The 16796-nt window shown below is 55.8% G+C and carries 14 protein-coding genes; 4 read left to right on the top strand and 10 right to left on the bottom strand.

Annotated elements, in window-relative coordinates:
- The first annotated feature begins 25 nt into the window (after positions 1 to 25).
- The 3 genes from VGE55_RS09315 to VGE55_RS09325 all read left to right on the top strand — a co-directional run bounded on the left by VGE55_RS09315 (position 26) and on the right by VGE55_RS09325 (position 5054).
- The gene (locus VGE55_RS09315; protein ID WP_331131414.1) at positions 26 to 2071 is read left to right on the top strand and encodes a M3 family metallopeptidase; all 2046 of its coding nucleotides are present in this window, start codon (positions 26 to 28) and stop codon (positions 2069 to 2071) included.
- Positions 2072 to 2081: 10 nt separating this feature from the next.
- Entirely contained in the window at positions 2082 to 2870 is a 789-nt protein-coding gene (gene xth, locus VGE55_RS09320) for an exodeoxyribonuclease III (RefSeq protein ID WP_331131415.1), read from the top strand.
- Positions 2871 to 2978: 108 nt separating this feature from the next.
- Complete coding sequence (locus tag VGE55_RS09325) at positions 2979 to 5054, top strand: methyl-accepting chemotaxis protein (RefSeq protein WP_331131416.1); 2076 nt, start codon at positions 2979 to 2981, stop codon at positions 5052 to 5054.
- Positions 5055 to 5073: 19 nt separating this feature from the next.
- Here VGE55_RS09325 and ntrC read toward each other — a convergent pair whose 3' ends face one another.
- The 4 genes from ntrC to glnA form a co-directional block, all read right to left on the bottom strand.
- Positions 5074 to 6651, bottom strand: coding sequence for a nitrogen regulation protein NR(I) (ntrC, locus tag VGE55_RS09330; RefSeq protein WP_331131417.1), 1578 nt, complete (start codon positions 6649 to 6651; stop codon positions 5074 to 5076).
- Between the two features lie 24 nt (positions 6652 to 6675).
- Positions 6676 to 7752 carry a nitrogen regulation protein NR(II) gene (gene glnL / locus VGE55_RS09335; RefSeq protein WP_331131418.1) on the bottom strand — a complete coding sequence of 359 codons (1077 nt, stop codon included), beginning with the start codon at positions 7750 to 7752 and terminating at the stop codon, positions 6676 to 6678.
- A gap of 15 nt (positions 7753 to 7767) precedes the next feature.
- Positions 7768 to 8286, bottom strand: coding sequence for a DUF4124 domain-containing protein (locus VGE55_RS09340; RefSeq protein ID WP_331131419.1), 519 nt, complete (start codon positions 8284 to 8286; stop codon positions 7768 to 7770).
- 187 nt (positions 8287 to 8473) lie between these two features.
- Complete coding sequence (gene glnA, locus VGE55_RS09345) at positions 8474 to 9886, bottom strand: type I glutamate--ammonia ligase (RefSeq protein ID WP_256764945.1); 1413 nt, start codon at positions 9884 to 9886, stop codon at positions 8474 to 8476.
- 330 nt (positions 9887 to 10216) lie between these two features.
- Here glnA and VGE55_RS09350 point away from each other — a divergent pair, with 330 nt between their 5' ends.
- Entirely contained in the window at positions 10217 to 10684 is a 468-nt protein-coding gene (locus VGE55_RS09350) for a rhodanese-like domain-containing protein (protein WP_331131420.1), read from the top strand.
- Here VGE55_RS09350 and VGE55_RS09355 read toward each other — a convergent pair.
- From VGE55_RS09355 to VGE55_RS09380, 6 genes are read right to left on the bottom strand one after another with little or no spacing between them, the layout of a single operon-like run.
- Positions 10681 to 11160, bottom strand: a complete 480-nt coding sequence (locus VGE55_RS09355; RefSeq protein WP_331131421.1) for a molybdenum cofactor biosynthesis protein MoaE — start codon at positions 11158 to 11160, stop codon at positions 10681 to 10683. The genes VGE55_RS09350 and VGE55_RS09355 overlap by 4 nt on opposite strands.
- A 1-nt stretch (position 11161) precedes the next feature.
- Positions 11162 to 11419: a molybdopterin converting factor subunit 1 gene (moaD, locus tag VGE55_RS09360; protein WP_331131422.1), complete on the bottom strand. Its 258-nt coding sequence runs from the start codon at positions 11417 to 11419 to the stop codon at positions 11162 to 11164.
- Positions 11416 to 12636 carry a molybdopterin molybdotransferase MoeA gene (locus VGE55_RS09365; protein WP_331131423.1) on the bottom strand — a complete coding sequence of 407 codons (1221 nt, stop codon included), beginning with the start codon at positions 12634 to 12636 and terminating at the stop codon, positions 11416 to 11418. Before VGE55_RS09365 ends, moaD begins: the two co-directional genes overlap by 4 nt.
- Entirely contained in the window at positions 12629 to 13138 is a 510-nt protein-coding gene (gene mobB, locus VGE55_RS09370; protein ID WP_331131424.1) for a molybdopterin-guanine dinucleotide biosynthesis protein B, read from the bottom strand. Before mobB ends, VGE55_RS09365 begins: the two co-directional genes overlap by 8 nt.
- Positions 13139 to 13149: 11 nt before the next feature.
- Positions 13150 to 15300 (bottom strand): sensor histidine kinase, encoded by a 2151-nt coding sequence (locus VGE55_RS09375; protein WP_331131425.1) that lies wholly within the window; start codon positions 15298 to 15300, stop codon positions 13150 to 13152.
- Positions 15285 to 16700, bottom strand: coding sequence for a sigma-54 dependent transcriptional regulator (locus VGE55_RS09380; protein ID WP_331131426.1), 1416 nt, complete (start codon positions 16698 to 16700; stop codon positions 15285 to 15287). Before VGE55_RS09380 ends, VGE55_RS09375 begins: the two co-directional genes overlap by 16 nt.
- Positions 16701 to 16796 lie beyond the last annotated feature (96 nt).

Genomic DNA, 16796 nt, shown 5'->3' on the forward strand with positions numbered 1-16796 from the left:
GCAAATATTTGAAGGAATGTGCAGCATGAACAACCCTCTGTTGGATTTCAGCGGTCTTCCTCGGTTTGAGGACATTCGAACCGAGCACATGGAACCGGCGATTGACCACCTGCTCAGAGTGGCCAGCCAGCAACTGGAAACCACGGCCAGTACGGACCCGGAAAAGGCCACCTGGGACGGCACACTGGCACCACTGGATTTGGCCTGCGAGCAACTGAGCCGCGCCTGGGGCATTGTCGGACATTTGCACGCCGTGGCCGACACGGAAGAACTTCGTGCCGCTTACAACGCCTGCCTGCCAAAAATCACTGAGTTCTGGACCAAGCTGGGCCAAGACGAGCGGCTCTACGGCATCACCAAGGCAATTGCCAACAGTGCTGAAGCCCAAACATTTTCAGCCGCACGCCAGCGCGTGCTGCACAATTCGCTGCGCGGTTTCAAATTGGGGGGCGCCGAGTTGCCTGCCGACCAAAAACCCCGTTTTGCTGACATACAAGACCGGCAAGCAGCCATCACGGCGAAATTTTCTGAAAATGTGCTGGATGCCACCAACGCATTTGAATTGTTGGTAACCGACGAAGCCGACCTGGACGGTCTGCCCAGCTACGCGCTGGAGGCTGCTCGGGCTGCTGCACAAGCCGAAGGAAAAACCGGCTTCAAGTTCACCTTGCAATTTCCGTCTTACTTTCCAGTGCTGCAATACGCTCACAAACGCGAACTGCGCGAGCAACTGTACGAAGCCTATGCCAAGCGTGCGTCCGAATTTGGCCCTGCCGAGCTGGATAACACGGCCCTGATTCGAGAATTGCTGCAACTTCGCCTGGAGGAAGCCAACACGTTGGGCTACCGGCACTTTGGTGATTTGTCACTCGTGCCGAAAATGGCGGAAAGCCCCGAGCAGGTGGTGAAGTTTTTGCGTGAGTTGGCCGTGAAGGCCAAACCATTTGCTGAACGCGACTTGGCCGAAGTTCGCCAATTTGCGGCCGAGGAACTGAATCTTCATGACCTTCAAAGCTGGGACATGAGTTACGCCTCCGAAAAGCTGAAGGAGAAAAAATACGCATTCAGCGACCTCGAGGTGCGCCAGTATTTTCAGGAAGACCGTGTGCTTGAAGGCCTGTTCAAGCTGACTGAGCGCCTGTTTGAAGTGTCCATTGTTCCGGCGCAGGCCCAATTGTGGCACCCGGATGTTCGCTTTTTTGAAGTCCGCAAAGCGGGCAGCCCGATCGCCCATTTTTACCTGGACCCTTACGCGCGCAGCAGCAAGCGGTCTGGCGCCTGGATGGACGATGCCCGGGGCCGCAAGCAAACCGCCAACGGCGTACAAACACCGGTGGCCTACCTCACCTGCAATTACACCAAGCCGGCACCCGGCAAGCAGGCCCAGTTGTCCCACGACGACGTACAAACCCTGTTCCATGAATTTGGTCATGGCATACACCACATGCTGACCCGCGTGGATGAACTCGATGTGGCGGGTATCAACGGCGTGGAGTGGGACGCGGTTGAACTGCCCTCCCAGTTCATGGAAAACTTTGCCTGGGAATGGAGCGTGGTGGAAAGCCTAACGGCCCACGAAGACACTGGCGCCCCCATGCCCAAAGCCCTGTTTGACAAAATGGTGGCTGCGAAAAACTTCCAGAGTGGCTTGCAAACCCTGCGACAGATCGAGTTTTCGTTGTTTGACATGCTGATTCACACCGAATTTGATCCTCAGGGAGAGCAAACCGTACTTGACCTGCTCAACACCGTGCGCAAAGAAGTGGCTGTGGTCACGCCACCGGCTTACAACCGGTTTGCCAACTCTTTCTCGCATATTTTTGCCGGGGGTTATGCAGCGGGCTATTACAGCTACAAATGGGCGGAGGTATTGTCGGCCGATGCCTTTGCCTTGTTTGAAGAGACAGGGGTTACCAACCCAGCCACGGGGCAGAAATTTCTGAATGAAATTTTGGCGGTGGGCGGTAGTCGCCCTGCGGCCGAGTCGTTCAAGGCTTTCCGTGGCCGTGAACCCAGCATGGACGCACTGTTGCGCCACACCGGCATGATTGAACAACCTGAAACAGCGTGAGGCCAACACGATGACCACGCTCCAACTGGCCACCTGGAATGTCAATTCGCTCAAGGTGCGTTTGCCGCATTTGCTGCAATGGCTACAGAGCAATCCGGTGGACCTGCTCGGCCTTCAGGAACTCAAATTGACCGACGATGTATTCCCGATTCAGGCACTGGAAGAAGCGGGTTACGGTGCGGTGTTTGCCGGTCAAAAAACCTACAACGGTGTGGCCATCCTGTACAAAAAGTCCACCATGCCGGCACCGATGGATGTTGAGGTGAACCTGCCCTCCTACCCCGATGAACAACGGCGCGTGATTGCCGCCACATTCGGAGACCTGCGGTTCATCAGCGCTTATGTGGTCAATGGTTCGGAAGTTGGATCCGACAAGTTTGAATACAAAAAAGCTTGGCTCGATGCGCTGATCAAGGATTGCACCCACTGGATGAGCCTCTACCCACAGTTGGCCCTGGTTGGCGATTTTAACATTGCACCAGACGACCGTGATGTGCACGACCCCAGTGCATGGGCAGGTCAAGTGCTCTGCTCGGACGACGAGCGAAACCGATGGAAGGCTTTGTTAAGCCTGGGTTTAACCGATAGCTTTCGCCTGTTTGAACAGCCTGAAAAAACTTTTTCCTGGTGGGACTACCGCATGCTGGGTTTCCAGAAGAACAAAGGCCTGCGAATTGACCATGTTCTGCTGTCCGAGCAACTTGCCAAGCGGTGCACAGCCAGCGTGATTGACCGTACCCCTCGAAAGTGGGAGAAACCCTCCGACCATGCGCCGGCCATCGCCACCTTGGGCGCATAGCAGTTCAAGCGCCTTGAATACACAAGGATTTACCCCTTATTCGAGGGATTAGTTCGAGTTAACGCGTGGGAGCATGATGGAGTTGTTGACCCTCCCCCCCCACGCATCATGAACTTGAAAACCTTGCCACTGGCGAAACAAATCAGCATTGCAGGCGCTGCCTTGGTTGCGCTCATCGTTTTCGGATTGGTTGCCACGGCAGCCTGGTTCAGCAGTCACCAAGCGGAATTAACGGCTGAGCGAACCCTGGCCGGACAGGCCGACAATTTGCGCCGGTCCATGGAGATCGCGTATCAACTGTCTGAGGAGTCAACCACCCGGCTGGCCGACCTTTTTGAGTCCCGCTTCAAAGGCGAGTTTGTGGCCAACCCAACGCAGACGGTGACCCTGGGCGGTAAAGAAATTCCACAGATCATTGTTAACGGCCAAACCATCACCGGTCAATACAGCTTCGTTGACAACTTCACCGACACCACGGGCGGTATTGCCACTGTGTTCGTCAAGGTGGGTGAAGATTATCTGCGTGCATCCACCAGCCTGAAAAAGGAAGACGGCTCGCGCGCGGTGGGCACCATGCTGGACCGCAAACACCCCGGTTATGCAGCGGTGAAAGCGGGCAAGACCTACATTGGCGAAGCGGTGCTGTTTGGCAAACGCTACATGACCAAATACCTGCCTGTAAAAAGCAGCGATGGCAAGACGGATTTCATCCTGTTCATTGGCTTTGACATGGACAAGCTGTTTGGCCAATTGAAGAACACCGTGCTGTCCACCCGCGTGGGCGACAGCGGCGTTCCCTTCGTGTTGTACACCGAAGGGTCCAAAGCCGGTGAGTTGTTGATTCATGAAAACCTGCAAGGCAATGCCCTCCTGAAACAAGCTGAAAGCCAACCAGCGGTGGCCGCCTTGATGGAGCGGATCAAACAGGACAGCAGCGGCACACTGGACATGGACTGGACCAACCCGGTGAGCAACAAAGCCGAAAGCCTCTTTGTGGCCTACAGCAAAAGCCCGATGTGGGCCGGCGCCACAGTGATTGCACCAGCGGTCAAATCCGAAATTTTCGGCCCGATTTACAAACTGAGTGGCCTGCTGATTGCCTTGGGATTGATTGCCAGCATTGGCATTGCAGTGGCCTTGTATTGGGTCACCAACACCCTCACCGCATCCACCAAAGGCTTGACCGCATTGGCATTGCGACTGGGCAACGGCGACATGACCGCCCGTGCCGATGAGCAGGTGACCAACGGCACCGCTGCAACCAAAAACGAAATCAGTCTGCTGGCGCGCAGCATGAACCGCATGGCTGACAGTATGGAACAAGCCTTGGCGGCCGTCAAAGAAAGCACCGAGCGCGTGCAATCGGCCTCTGAAAACCTGGTACAGACCAGTGATGAGTTGAGCAAAGGCGCAGCTTCGGAAAGCGATGCGGCGTCAGGCATGGCTGCGGCTGTGGAAGAAATGTCCTCTTCAATCGCCAGTGTGGGCGACTCTGCAACCGAAGCCAAAGACGTGACCTACAAAGCACGTCAACTCGCCAACGACGGCCTGGGGGCCATCAACTCGGCCAACCAACAAATGCACCAAATTTCTGACAATGTACAAAGCACTGCATCGGTGATTCAGCAGTTGGGTGAACAGTCCCGTGAAATCTCGGAAATTGCGCTCATCATCAAGGGCATTGCCGAGCAGACCAATTTGTTGGCGCTGAATGCGGCGATTGAAGCAGCGCGGGCGGGTGAACAGGGGCGAGGATTCTCTGTGGTGGCCGATGAAGTTCGCAAACTGGCGGAGCGCACTCGCAAATCCACCGATGACATTCACGGCATGATTGAAGCCATCCAGAAGAGCTCTGAAGTGGCGGTGAACAACATGGAAATGGCTGTCGACAGTGTAGAAAAAGGTGTTCAACTGGTGGACCGGGCAGGAAGCGCCATGCAGCAAATCACCACCGATTCCTCGTCCGTGGCGCATGCCGTGGAAAACATTCACGCAGCGCTTCAACACCAAAACCAAGCGTCCAACAGCATTGGTCAACAGGTTGAAGTGGTGGCCCGGCTCTCTGAGAGCAATTTGGACATGGCCCGCCAAGCCAAAAGCGCGGTGGACGGCTTGAAGGGTGTGGCCAGTGACCTGTCAGCGATTTTGAAGCGATTCCAGGTCAAAGGCGGATCGTCACAGTAAGTGCAACCATCAACCCCGATCAGTCCAGGTCCTTCACATCAATGTGCAGGTCCTGGATTTTCCGGGTGATGGTGTTTCGACCAATACCCAGCCTTTGTGCAGCTTCAATCCGCTTGCCATGCGTGGCCTTCAGCGCAGCCTGAATCACGGTGGTTTCAAATTGGGCAGTCAGGATATCCATGACTTGGGGTTCGCCCCGCTCCAACGCCTTTTCCGCTTCTGCAAACAACAGGTCCAGCCAACCACCACTGGCCGATGAAGCGATTGGGTTTTCTGTAGGCTCGACCACTGGGTACCGACCCGCCGAATAACCGCTTAGGGGTGGTTCAGCGGCTGACAACGCAACCTCGGGTGACGACAATCCGGGCGCACCCAGGTCCGAGCCCCGATAAAGCTCTGCTGTTCGCCCGGGTACAGCAAGCTCAGGCGTTGAGCCCGGTGATGTGCCTGGCTTGATTTCTGGCGGCAAGTCCCGCACTTCCACCAGTTGGGCTGGCGCCATGACCGTAATCCAGCGGCACACGTTTTCCAGTTGGCGCACGTTGCCCGGAAACGGAAACGATTGCAAACTGAGCAAAGCGGCATCCGATAGGCGCTTGGTCTCTGTGCCCAGTTCTTTGGCCGAAACACTCAAAAAATGGCGGGCCAACAGTGGAATGTCCTCAGGCCGTTCACGCAAGGGGGGCAAGCGCAAACGAATCACATTCAGTCGATGGTACAAGTCTTCCCGGAACAGCCCCTGCTTCACGCGCTCGTCCAGATTTTGATGTGTGGCGGCAATCACCCGCACATTGGCCTTGATGGGCTGTTGACCACCCACCCGGTAAAAATGACCATCAGACAGCACCCGAAGCAAGCGTGTTTGCAACTCGGCTGGCATATCCCCAATTTCATCGAGAAACAGCGTGCCGCCTTCGGCTTGTTCAAAACGCCCCCGGCGCTGGGCTTGTGCACCGGTGAAAGAGCCCCGCTCATGGCCAAACAACTCTGACTCAAGCAAGTCTTTGGGAATGGCCGCCGTATTCAAGGCGATGAAAGGCTGGGAAGCTCTTGGACTGTGTCTGTGCAAGGCCCTGGCAACCAGCTCTTTGCCGGACCCCGACTCACCGGTGATCAACACCGTGACGTTGGACTGTGACAGGCGACCAATGGCGCGAAACACCTCCTGCATGGCAGGTGCCTGGCCCAGTATTTCCTGCGCCGCCACAGCGGGCTCTTCCGAAAAAGTTTCGGTTTGGGACTCCCGCACCGCGCGCAGAATCAACTCCACCGCTTTTTCAATGTCAAAGGGTTTGGGCAAATACTCAAAGGCCCCGCCCTGAAAAGCGGCGACAGCACTGTCCAGGTCGGAGTATGCCGTCATGATGATGACGGGCAAATCCGGGTGACTTTCACGCACCTTGTTCAACAGGTTCAGGCCACTTTGACCGGGCATCCGGATATCAGACACCAACACCTGGGGCGTTTCCTGTTCAAGACGACTCAACACCTCGGCTGCCGAGGCAAAGATTTCGCAAGGGATGCCTTCGCGCGAAATGGCTTTCTGCAAAACCCAACGAATGGAATGGTCGTCGTCTACAACCCAGATAGGACGCATCAATTTTGCCTCTTTTAGGCCACCTCAATTTGACGCGTTTTCAAATTGCAGTGGCAATATGACTTTGAATAATGTTCGGCCGGGTTGTGAGGCACATTCAATGGTGCCTTCATGTTGTTGCACAAATGTTTGCGCCAGAGTCAAACCCAGTCCGCTTCCGCCTTCACGTCCCGACACCAGCGGATAAAAAATTCTGTCCACAATGTCCGCCGGAATACCGGGTCCGTTGTCCACCACTTGCAAATCTAATGCCAAGCGGTGTTGTTTGCGGTTTAGGGTAACACGACGCACCACTCTGGTGCACAAACGGATTTCCGCGGTACCTTCAGCAATCTGTGGCGCCAACGCCTGAGCAGCATTGCGCACAATGTTCAGCACCGTCTGAATCAGCTGTTCAAAGTCGCCCAGAAACTCGGGAATGGAGGTGTCGTAATCGCGGACAATCCGCAGGCCTTTGGGATGCTCGGCCAGAATGACTGAACGCACCCGTTCACACACCTCATGGATATTCATCATCACGGCGATGTGGGGTTTGCGGTGGGGGGCCAGAAGCCGATCAACCAAGGTTTGCAGCCGGTCCGACTCTTTGATGATGACTTGTGTGTATTCCTTGAGATCGGCTGAATTCAATTCGATTTCAAGCAACTGTGCTGCACCACGGATTCCACCCAAGGGGTTCTTGATTTCATGGGCCAGGTTACGAATCAACTCTTTGTTGGCGATGGATTGGTCCATCATGCGGGCTTCGCGATCCACCTTCATTTGCTGCTCGATTTCCCGCAGTTCCATCAAGGTGAGATCACCCAGGGTATCTGGGCGAGACAAGGTCACGTGCACGTGCTCAGTGGAGCCATTGGCACGAACCAACTCAAAAATTTGACGTTTGATGTCGAATGGGTCGGCTTTAAAGCGGGACAAAAACTCACGGAAACCCATGCTGTCTGAAAACAAGGCCAGCATGGCCTGCCCATCCAGGCTGCGGCGAGACATGTCCAACAGGGATTCCGCGCCCGAGTTTGCATACACCACGACCCCTTGGGGATCAATCACCACCACCGCAGTGGCCAGCAGGTCCAGTCCTTGAAATCGCTCTTTGCTCATGCGCCCTCATGGTCGTCAATCGGAAAGTCGAATCAGCTCCGCTTTCAGAATGTCGATGTTTTCATTGGTTGTTTTAATGTCTTTTTCAAGCCTTGCTGTGCGGTCAAGGTACTTTTGGTAGTTCTTTTCATTGCCCAGCCGGTCTGGCTGGCCACCTTTGTATTCGTCTTGCAGGGACTTGAGCTTGCCTTCTTCCAACCGCAGTTCTTCCTGCAAAATTTTCATGCGATCGTCTTTGGCATTAAAGTCTGCCGAGGTTCGAGCGTCGAGGCTGGCTGTTTTGCGCGCTGAAGAGCCACCACCGTTGCCCACCCCGGTTTTCGAGGCCGACTTGGGGGCTGGAACCACGGTGATCGGGTTAAGGTTCAATGGCACACACCCTTGCCCACTGTCCGAGTTCTGATAGGTTCGAACCCCATCCGCGGCCGTGCACACAAACATCTCAGTGCCCTTGCCGTGTACAGCCGTGGCCATCAACAAGGCGCCACCCGCCAAACACCATGGTTTACAAAAGGCATCAGCAAAACCTCTCATGATTCAACCCCGATCTTGTTGCTTTGACCCTGCCATGATAAATCATGCACCCAAGGCGTCACTCCCTCACCGGGGCGAAGGATGATGCCATTTGGGGGGCAAACCGCTTGTCCTGAACCATGGCGCAGAAAAAAGCCCTGCACAAGGCAGGGCTTTTTTGCACACCGATTTCGATGAACCTCGCCGATTACAGGGCGTAGTACAGATCGAACTCGATGGGGTGTGGTGTCATGCGGAAACGCTGAACTTCTTCCATCTTCAGGGCGATGTAAGCGTCGATCATTTCCTTGCTGAACACACCACCGCGAGTCAGGAACTCGTGGTCGTTTTGCAGGCATTCCAGCGCTTGTTCCAGGCTGTGGCACACGGTTGGAACCAATGCGTCTTCCTCGGGGGGCAGATCGTACAGGTTCTTGGTCGCAGCTTCGCCAGGGTGAATCTTGTTCTGAACACCGTCCAGACCAGCCATCAACATGGCAGAGAATGCCAGGTAGGGGTTGGCCATGGGGTCCGGGAAGCGAGCCTCAATGCGGCGACCCTTGGGGTTGGCCACGTGAGGAATGCGGATGGAAGCAGAACGGTTCTTGGCGGAGTAAGCCAACTTCACGGGTGCTTCGTAACCGGGCACCAAACGCTTGTAGGAGTTGGTGGACGGGTTGGTGATGGCGTTCAGTGCGCGAGCGTGCTTAATGATACCGCCGATGTAGTACAGGGCAAAATCGGACAGGCCAGCGTAGCCGTTGCCTGCAAACAGGTTCACACCGTCTTTCCAGACGGACTGGTGAACGTGCATACCGGAACCGTTGTCACCCCACATGGGCTTGGGCATGAAGGTGGCTGTTTTGCCATAGCTGGCAGCAACGTTCCACACGGTGTACTTCAGAATTTGGGTCCAGTCGGCACGCTTGGTCAGTGTGGAGAACATGGTACCGATTTCGTTTTGACCGGCGCCAGCCACTTCGTGGTGGTGCACTTCAACGGGCACACCCTGCTGCTCCAGCAACAGACACATTTCGGAACGGATGTCCTGGAAAGAGTCTACTGGGGGCACGGGGAAGTAACCACCCTTCACGGTTGGACGGTGGCCCAGGTTGCCGTGCTCGTAGTCGATGCCTGTGGACCAGGAGGCTTCTTCGGAATTAATCTTCACGAAGGAACCCTGCATGGAATCGCCCCAAGTGATGGAGTCGAAAATGAAGAATTCGGGTTCTGGACCAAAGTAAGCGGTGTCGCCCAGGCCGGAAGACTTGAGGTAGGACTCAGCGCGGCGAGCGATGGAACGTGGATCACGGTCGTATCCCTTGCCGTCTGTGGGTTCAATCACATCACAGGTCAGGATCAGTGTGGGCTCTTCGCGGAATGGGTCCATGCGAGCGGACTCGGCGTCCGGAACCAGCAGCATGTCGGAGGCTTCAATGCCTTTCCAGCCAGCAATGGATGAACCGTCAAATGCGTGGCCGTGTTCAAACTTGCCCTCGTCAAATTGTTTAACGGGAACAGACACGTGGTGTTCTTTGCCGCGGGTGTCGGTGAAGCGGAAATCAACAAACTTGACTTCGTTTTCCGCAACCATCTTCATTACGTCTTGGGCGGTCGCCATTGAAATCTCCTGGTACGAGGGTGGATAGTGATCTGAAAATTGCTCTGAAGAGGGAACTCTGTCGCAACAGGCGAAACAATAGCATGCGCCGCCTTGGCTATCGCCGGTTGCCGGTTGAATTCGCTCAACGACGTGGCAGCTAAAGCAATCACTATGCCAAGACAGTACCCCCGCAACATCAAGACCAGGCTTCAAGCCCACAGCGACGCACCACAATAGAACGCATTATTTTGGTGCGTAATGCACTATTTCGGTGCTTTTGATGCACTGGTATTGAATGACTATATTGAAATACAATCATGCAATGTTTTACAAAACAAGCCATGCATCATGAATCCCGTTGTCCACGAATTGCTTGAGCGCGCCAAACAACGTGCCCAAGAGCGAGACTTGCCCTACCTGGGGGCACTCACACCCGATGAATCCTGGCAGTTGCTGCAAACAGACGACACAGCCGTGTTGGTCGACGTGCGCACCCACGCCGAAGCGGACTGGGTTGGCCAGGTGAGTTTGTCCTATGACCGCAGTTGCCATGTGGAATGGAGCACCTACCCGGATGGTACCCGCAACCCTGATTTTGTGGCCGAGTTGAAAGCCCGGGTTCAACCCCATCAGATCGTGCTGTTTCTGTGCAGAAGCGGTGTTCGGTCACACCATGCAGCAGCGGCAGCGGCTGAGCAGGGGTACACCCATGCCATCAATATTCTGGAGGGGTTTGAAGGCGACAAAAACGAACATCACCAACGTTCAAGCCAAAACGGCTGGCGCTTCCGGGGTTTGCCTTGGGAGCAGCATTAAGATTCCCAGCGCGCCTTGGCTGAGTCGTCACTGTCCCGCGCCGACACCCAGCGCCCACCGGCTGGTGTTTCTTCCTTTTTCCAGAAGGGGGCTTCGGTTTTCAGGTAGTCCATGATGAACTCGCAGGCCAGAAAGGCTTGCTGCCGATGCGGGCTGGTGCAGGCGGCCAGCACAATCTGGTCTTCCGGTTTCAAAGGCCCCACCCGGTGAATGATCATTGCAGAGAGTATCTCGAACCGGCTATTGGCCACCGCCACGATGTTCTCCAGCGACTTTTCCGTCATGCCCGGGTAATGCTCCAGGGTCATGGTGTGGATGGTGCTGCCGTCATTGAGGTCGCGCACCGTGCCGACAAAGGCTGCCACCGCGCCAATTTGCGGAAGGCCTTGGCGCAGGGCCAACAAACACGCCGACACATCAAAATCGGCCTCTTGCACTTTCACCATGCTGCGTTGAAGTTGCCCGGTTTTGACCATCTCAACCTCCGGTAACCGGCGGGAAGAAAGCAACCTCGGCAGCCGGCGGAATGGGCGTGGCCTCATCGGCCATGTCGTGATTCACGGCTGCACGCAAGCGGCCCACATCCTTCACGGCTTGGGCGAACACAGGGTTCATGGCGCACAAATGGGCTTTCAGGCCGGCCACAGTCGCTGGCTCAAAAGCCTCTTTCACTTGCAAGGTTTCAATGCCGGTCTGCTCCCGAAGGCTGGCAAACAAGCGCACATGGATGGTCATTTCATCAATTCCTGATAAGACACGTAGGGCAACACATCACCGGGTGCCACGGTTTGCCCGGCCATCAAACGCACCACACCGGTGGACTGGTCCAGGGAGGTCAACACCCCCGAACTTTGATTGGCAAATAAGTGGGCAACACCCGATTCTACCCGGACCCGCAAAAACTCCTCACGCCGGGTGTCGGGCCGCAACCAATCGAACTGGGCCGTAACAGGCACCATGCGGGCACGCCAATCCGCGGTTTGCAAGGGCCGACCAGACAGCAAATCTGCAAAAGGCTTGACCACCAATTGAAAAGCCAGGGCGCTGGACACAGGGTTGCCAGGAAGCCCGAAAAACCAGCAGGGACTTCGCCCAGCCCGTTCGATTTTTCCGAAAGCCATGGGCTTGCCCGGCTTCATGGCAACCTTCCAGGCACGAAGCTCGCCCACCTGCTCGACTGCAGGCTTTACATGGTCCTCTTCACCCACGGACACACCGCCCGAGCTGATGATGAGATCGCAATCGGACAGGGATTTTAGAGCCGCCACGGTGTCGGGTAGGTTGTCCGGAACAATGCCCACGGAGCGCACTTCACACCCCAGTTGTTTCAACAAGCCCAACCACACAAATTCGTTGGAGTTGTAAATTTGACCAGGCTCAAGCGGTGAGCCTGGGTTTTTCAGCTCACTGCCAGTGACCATGACCCCAGCCTGAAGCGGGCGGTACACCGGCACTTCTGCAATGCCAATGGATGCCAGCAGCGCCACTCGGACTGCATTCAACACTGCGCCGGCCTCCACCACCACCTGGTCACGGGCAATGTCTTCACCCGCGCGCCGTATCCAGTCGTTCAACTTGGGCAGACCCTTGAAGCGCACCCGACCATCGTCCAGCAATTCAGTGTCCTCTTGCATCACGATGGCGTCAGCGCCAAGCGGAATGGGCGCACCCGTGAAAATGCGGGCCACAGTGCCCGGCTCCAACGGTTCTGGTGTCTGGCCAGCGGGAATGCGCTGGGATACCGAGAACTCCAAGCCCTGCAAAAAGTCGGCGCAACGAACGGCATAACCGTCCATGCCGGAATTGTCGTGCTGCGGCACGGCAATGGCCGACCGCTGTGAGGCGGCCAATACACGGCCATACACCTGCTTCAACGGCAGTGTTTCAACCAGCGCTTCGTGCTGCTGGGCCAGCGGCCACAGTTGCATCAACAGTTCGTCAAGCTCAATCATGCGTTTTACCCACAATGCGGGCCAGAATGAATTGCGCAATGGCTGGCGGATCATTCAGGGGCAACACCGGCAGCCCTTTGCAGTCCATGGCTTGATCCGACGCCACAGCAATGATATTGGGGTCTTGAGGATACAACAGCGGTTTGCCGTTTGCAGCGCGGTACACCTCAATTTTGGGAATGCTGGCGCGTTTAAACCCTTCGACAATCACCAAATCACAAGGCGACAGCCTCGTTAACTGCTCTTCCAGTGTGGGCTCAGCTTCGTCACGCAATTCGTGCATCAACACCCAGCGGCGATCGGCAGTGATCAACACCTCATACGCACCAGCCTCGCGATGGCGATAAGAGTCCTTGCCCGGTCGATCAATGTCGAAATCATGGTGGGCATGTTTGATGACGGACGTTCTCACGCCTCGGCTCGTGATGAGTGGAATGAGTTGTTCGATCAGTGTCGTTTTGCCAACGCCGGAAAATCCGGCAAATCCAAAAACCTTGGGCACGTCTGCATCCTTCAATAAAACTGTCTTTCAATCAAAAGTGCCCGTTGCTGCCCCGACTCCTTGAGGATGTCGGCTGTGGGGCGGGCATTGCAACGAATCAACACATCAAAGCGCGCACCGCATTGTGGTGCCTCGGCGGGCCATGCCGGGCTGGTGGCCAGCAAATCGCCCCCATAACGCTGCACCAGCATGCGCGACACGGGCAAACCAATGCCACTGCCCCGCCCTGCCAGCTTGGTGGTGTAGAACATCTGAAAAATCAGTGGCAGACGCTCTGGCTCAATGGCTTGTCCGTTGTTGCACACCGACACCACAATGCCCTCTGACCCATCGGCCCAATCCTGGTCGCGGGTTTGAATGTCAATACGGCGTGTGCCCGCCTCCGGCGTGGAGTCATCCACTGTTTCCAGCGCATGTGCCGCATTGATGAGCAGGTTCACCATGATTTGCTGCAATTCGGTTTTGCTGATTTGCACCCACCGCGTGGCTTGGAAATCGACATTGACCTGTGCACGGGCATTGCTCAATTCGGATTTGGCAAACAGCACACTGTCCTGAATCACTTCCCGCACATCCAGACTGGCCGTGTAGGAAGCAAATTCATCGGGCCGACAAAACTGCAACAACTTTTGGACGATCTGGCGCATGCGCTGAATCTGTTCATCCAGCATGCGCAGCGTTTTCTGGGTGTCCTCTGGGGTGGCCGACATTCGCAACAAATCCAGATGCCCCATCATGATGGCCAGCGGGTTGTTGAATTCATGTGCAATACCCGCCGTGAGTTGGCCCATCACAGCCAATTTTTCAGCGGCCAACAACTGCTCCACGGCCTGGTGCAGTTTCTGGTTGGCGGCATGCAGGTCCGCAGTCCGCTCATTCACCCGCGCATCCAGATCGGCATTCAAGCTTTCCAATTCCCGGCGTCGTTGCTCCAACTGGTCCAGCAATGCATCAAAGTGCTCTGCCAAATCCGCAAATTCGTCGGCCCGCTTCAGGTCGCCCACACGGGCCTGAGTGTCGCCCTGCTCTTGCCGACTCATGATGTAGTTCATGCGCCGCAGCGGGTAGAAAATGCCCGAAACCAAACGGGCCACCATGACGCTGCCCACCCCCATGGCCGACAGCACGGCCAGAAAAAACAGCACAGCAAGCTGCTTTCGAATGGCTGCATAAGGTGCTTCCAAAAAGCCCACATACAGCATGCCAATGCGTGAACCATCCGGGCTAACCAGCGGCGCATACGCCGCCAAATACCAATCGTTGACCACGAAAGCTCTTTCCAGCCACACCTGGCCGCGCCCCAGCACGGTTTCCCGCACTTCCTCAGACACACGGGTGCCCAGCGCACGGGTTTGGTCTGAACGACGAACGGTGGTGGCCACCCGAACATCTTCCAGAAAAATGGTGGCTGTTCCAAAGGAGCCTTCGAGCAAAGTGTCTGGGGAATAAATCAGGTTGTTGAGGTTGTCCACCATCGCCAGGTTTTTGTTCACCAAAATGCCTGCCTCGATGTAACCCATCAGCCGTCCATCCATGTACTGCGGGTGGTGAAATTGAAGCATCAAGCCACGGTGCTCCACCGTTTTGTCCGAGGGTTTGGCATTGGGTGTGTCCACCACGGGCTGTGCCGCCAACTGGGCCAGCGCTGGTGAAATGCGCTGCATCTCGTCCTCGCTCATGAGAACCACCTGACGGCTGGAATCCCGACGCCGAATTTCCTTCAAGGTTGTCGAGTCGACCGAGTAGACCGAGTGTGCAGGCGACGAGGCTGACACCTCACCATTCAAACCGATGAAGCGAACGTACGAGAATTCTTGTTGTTTGCGAAGCCCATCCAGGTCTGCATCCTCCAGACGCCCGGCATTTTTTTGCAGCACGTTGCGCACGTAGGCACTGTCGGCCCACGCTTTCAGCGCCAAGAGTTTCGTGTCTTGTAAATCCACAAACACCTTTTCGGCCAACACCAAGTCGCTGCGAACTTTGGAAATCAGTATTTTGTTGTAAGCCGCTTGTCCAGCCGACCACACCAACATGGCCACCACTGGAATCAATACCAACAGGGGGATGCCGGCAGTCACCAGCAATTTGGTTTTGACGGTCCAGTGGCTTGGCCAGAAATGGCCTCGGGCTGGGCTTGGGCGGGTTTCTATTCTTGACTCCACGCCATGCACTTGCGTTCAAGGGTTTTGCGGGACACACCCAGCCTGCGCGCCGCTTCCGACTTGTTGCCCTGGCAGGCACTCAGCACCTTGAGAATGTGCGTCTTTTCCACTTGCTCCAGCGACTCGTTGGACACGGACAATTCACTGAGCTCGGGTGCATCGTCCATGTTGAGGTTCAATGGCAAATCTTCTTTGGGGAAATACCCAAGGATAAGAGACCGCTCAATGAAGTTTCTCAGTTCACGCACGTTGCCTGGCCACTCGTAGGCTTGCATGCGCGCCATCAAATCCGCACTGATGGGCAACGGATCGATGCGCAGCTTTCTTGAAAAAATCTGAATGAAATAATTGGCGAGCAAACCCACATCATCGGGGCGTGTGCGAAGCGGCGGCATTTCAATCGGCAGTACTTGCAGGCGGTAGTACAGGTCCTGACGGAAGCGCCCACGCTTCACCTCGATGTCCAGGTTCACATTGGTGGCCGCGACAATGCGCACATCCACATCGACTTCCCGATTGCTGCCCACTGGCCGTATGCGGCGGTCTTCCAACACTCGCAACAATTTGGTTTGCATGCTCAGGGGCAGTTCACCAATTTCATCCAGAAACAAGGTGCCGCCCTGTGCATAGTAAAACAGGCCTTGGTGCGCATCGGTTGCACCGGTGAACGAGCCTTTCACATGCCCAAACAATTCGCTTTCAATCAACTCGGGGGAAATGGCACCACAATTAACGGGCACAAAAGGCCGGTCACTGCGCCGGCTCATGCTGTGCAGGGTTCTGGCCAACACCTCTTTCCCTGAACCTGATTCACCAGTGAGCAACACGGTTGAATCGGTGGGGGCAACCTTGGCCACCAGCTTTCGCAATTGCCGGATCATGGGGCTTTCACCCACCATGACTTGATCGTTCTGCTGAAGGCTCGAGACAGCACGTTTCAAGACGAAGTTTTCGCGCTTCAAGCGGTTTTGGTCGGCCGCACGGTCCAGCGCATACCAAAGCTGGTCGATGCGAAAGGGTTTTTGAAGGAAGTCCTGCGCGCCAGCTCGAAGTGCGCCGATGGCAGTGTCCATGTCGGCATAACCGGTGATGAGGATGACGTCGCCTTCATACCCACCCTGACGCAGCTCGTTGAGCCAATCCAAACCGCTGCGACCCGGCAAGCTGACATCCAACACGATGGTGCTGTAGTCATTCTGTTCAAACAGGGCTTTGGCCATTTCAACAGAGCCTGCGGTGTCGACCCGTGCAAAACGGGTCTCCAGCGCCTTCTCAAGAAAATGCCGCATGCCCGGTTCATCATCGACAGCCAACGCCGACAGGCCCTTGCGCGGGGCCAAGGGGCTGCCGTGTTCGTCGATGGAGGCTATGCTGTCAAGCGTGATGGGGATGCTGCTCAAAACGATTGGAGAATCAAAGGGTTCACGATGGCCTTATTGTTCACCAATGCGGTGTCACCCGCAAGTTAGGGAAATCCTATCAATCGTTTGAAAGCG

Source organism: Limnobacter sp., assembly GCF_036405155.1.
GTDB lineage: Bacteria > Pseudomonadota > Gammaproteobacteria > Burkholderiales > Burkholderiaceae_B > Limnobacter.